General features: G+C 75.3%; 2 protein-coding genes. Both read left to right on the plus strand.

Features of this window, described 5'->3' with window-relative positions:
* A partial coding sequence (locus HMPREF0731_RS16850) for an alpha-2-macroglobulin family protein (protein ID WP_007005383.1) occupies positions 1-2,291 on the plus strand: 2,291 nt, incomplete at its 5' end.
* A gap of 214 nt (positions 2,292-2,505) precedes the next feature.
* The coding region (locus HMPREF0731_RS25685) for a transglycosylase domain-containing protein (protein WP_211207950.1) at positions 2,506-3,014 on the plus strand (509 nt) is incomplete at its 3' end.

Raw genomic sequence — 3,014 nt, forward strand, 5'->3', positions numbered from 1 at the left:
GCCGCGCGCTCGGCCTGGCCTGGGTGGCGCTGGACCCGGCGCCGCGGCGGCTCGGCGTCGCCATCGAGGCGCCGGAGAAGTTGCGGCCGCGCCAGCGCGCCGAGATCCCGCTGCGCATCACCGGCGCCGAGGGCATGGCGCATCTGACGCTCGCCGCCGTGGATGAGGGGGTGCTGCGGCTGACGCAGTTCCAGAGCCCCGACCCGGCGGCGCATTTCCTCGGCCGCCGGCGGCTGGGGACCGATCTGCGCGACGATTACGGAAGGCTGATCCCGCCGCCCGAGGGCGAGCTGGCGGCGCTGCGCCAGGGCGGCGATGGCGATGCGGCGGCCAGCGGCATCACCCCGCCGCAGCGTGTCGTGGCGCTGTTCTCCGGCGTGGTGGCGGTGGGCGCCGATGGCGTGGCGCGGGTGCCGCTCGACCTGCCGGAGTTCAATGGCGAGATCCGGCTGATGGCGGTGGCCTGGGCCGGGCGGCGCGTGGGCTCGGCCAGCCGGCCGCTGCTGGTGCGCGACCCGGTGGTGGCCGAGGCGCTGCTGCCGCGCTTCCTGGCACCGGGCGACACCGCCCGCATGCCGCTGCTGCTGCACAATCTGGAGCTGCCGCGCGGCGTGGTGACGGCGGAGATCGCGGTGGAGGGCCCGCTGGCGCTGGAGGGCGAGGCGCGGCTCAGCGCCACGCTCGGCACCGGGGAGCGGGCCGACCCCGCCACCCTGCTGCGCGCCACCGGCGCCGGCGAGGGGGTGGTGCGGCTTTCCGTCACCGGCCCCGAGGGTTATCGCGCGACGCAGGAGAGCCGGATCACCCTCCGCTCCTCCCGCCCCCGCGTCACCGAGGTGGCGATCACCGAGCTGGCGCCGCGCGCCGAGGCGCGGTTGGCGCCCGACCTGTCGCGCTACGTGCCGGGCACGGCGGTGGCCCGCGCCAGCTGGGGCCAGCCGGTGCGCTACGATGCCGAGGCGCTGATGCGCGCGGCGCTGGACTTCCCGCTCTGGTGCACCGAGCAATCGGCGACCAAGGCGCTGGCGCTCGCCGCCTGGCCGGCGGCGGAGGGGCGGGAGGCGAAGCTCGCCGCCGCCGTCGCCGCGCTGCTCGACAAGCAGCGCTGGGATGGCGGCTTCGGGCTGTGGAGCGCGCAGGGCGGGCTGGATCCCTGGGTCACGGCCTATGCGACTGAGGCGCTGCTGCGCGCCCGCGCCGCCGGGGCGACGGTGGCTGAGGGCGCGCTGGAGGCGGCGCTGAACCATCTGCAGCAGGCCGCCGAGGAGAGCCCGACCTCGCCGGAGGAGTATGCCGACCAGGCCTACCGGCTGCATGTGCTGGCGCTGGCCGGACGGGCCCGGCCGGGCGCCACGCGCCGGCTGGCGCAGATGGTGGAGCGGCTGCCGACGCCGCTGTCGATGGCGCAGCTGGGGGCCGCGCTGGCGCGGATGGGCGATGTGGCGCGGGCCGAGGCAGCCTTCGACGCGGCGCTGGAGAGCGGTGTGCGGCGGCGCTGGGCGCATGATTTCGGCACGCCGCTGCGCGACCTGCTGGCGGTGGCCCTGCTGATGCGGGAGAGCGGGCTGCGCGCCGAGCAGATGGCGCCGCTGCTGGCCCGGCTGCCGGCCGGGCCGGAGCTGTCGCCCGGCAGCACCTCGACCCAGGAGCAGGCCTGGGCGGTGTTGCTGGCGGCCTCGCTGGGGCGGGACGGGCGGCCGGCGCGCATCGCCATCGACGGGCAGGAGCGGGCGGGCGAGCCGGTGCTGAGCCTGACGGTGCCCGAGGGCGGCCTCACCGCGCGCAACGTGGCCGACCGCCCGGTGGTGCAGTCGGTTTCGGTGACGGGCCTGCCGGCGCAGCCGCTGCCGGCGGCGCGCTTGGGCATGCGGGTCAGCCGTCGTTTCCTGACCCTGGAGGGGACGGATGTGAACCTGGACATGCTGCGCCAGGGCGACCGCTTCATCCTGCTGCTGGAGGCGCGGTCGGAGACGGGGGAGGCGCATCGGTCGCTGTTGCAGCAGGGCCTGCCGGCGGGCTGGGAGGTGGAGACGCAGCTGCCCTCCGGCACGGTGTCGGGCATGCCGTTCCTGGGCACGCTGACGGCGCCGGACAGTGTGGCGGCGCTGGATGACCGGGTGGCCGTGGCGATGACGCTGACGCCGGGCGCGCCGCTGGCGCGGGTGGCGGTGGTGGTGCGGGCGGTGACGGCGGGCAGCTTCGAGCTGCCGGGCGCGCAGCTGGAGGACATGTATCGCCCTGGTGTGTTCGCGCGGCAGAACAGTGGCCGCCTGACCATCGCCCCGCGCTGAGATGCCCAGTGACGATGCCGGCGGGCAGCGCCCGCCGGCCCTGACAGACAAAAGAAAAGGGGTCCGGGGAAAATTCATTTTCCCCGGCCTTCTTCTTGTTTTTGTTTTATTTTCTTCTGCGTTTGCCCTTGATCGGATCTTCCCCCCCGATCTGTCCCGGCTGGAGCAGGCGGCGGTCGTCGTCAGCGACCGTTCCGGCCGCACGCTCTCGGCCTTGCCGGCCCCTGGCGGTGTCTGGCGGCTGGAGACGCGGGCGGAGGATGTGCCGCCGCATTTCATCGACCTGCTGATCGCCGCCGAGGATGCGCGGTTCCGCTGGCATCCGGGCGTGGACCCGCTGGCGATCGGGCGCGCGGCCTTCCAGTGGGTGCGGGCGGGCCGGGTGGTCTCGGGCGGCTCGACGCTGTCGATGCAGGCGGCGCGGCTGCTGGAGCCGCGCCCGCGCAGCCTGCGCGCCAAGCTGATCGAGGCGTTCCGTGCGCTGCAGCTGGAGGCACGCCATGGCAAGCAGGGTGTGCTGCGCATCTGGCTGACGCTGGCGCCGATGGGCGGCAATCTGGAGGGGGTGCGGGCCGGCTCGCTGGCCTGGTTCGGCCAGGAGCCGCGTTATCTGGACCCGGCGCAATCGGCGCTGCTGGTGGCGATTCCGCGCCGGCCGGAGGCGCTGCGCCCGGACCGCCACCCGCAGGCGGCGGAGGTCGCCCGCGCCCGGCTGCTGCAGAG

Source organism: Pseudoroseomonas cervicalis ATCC 49957, from assembly GCF_000164635.1.
GTDB classification, from domain to species: domain Bacteria; phylum Pseudomonadota; class Alphaproteobacteria; order Acetobacterales; family Acetobacteraceae; genus Pseudoroseomonas; species Pseudoroseomonas cervicalis.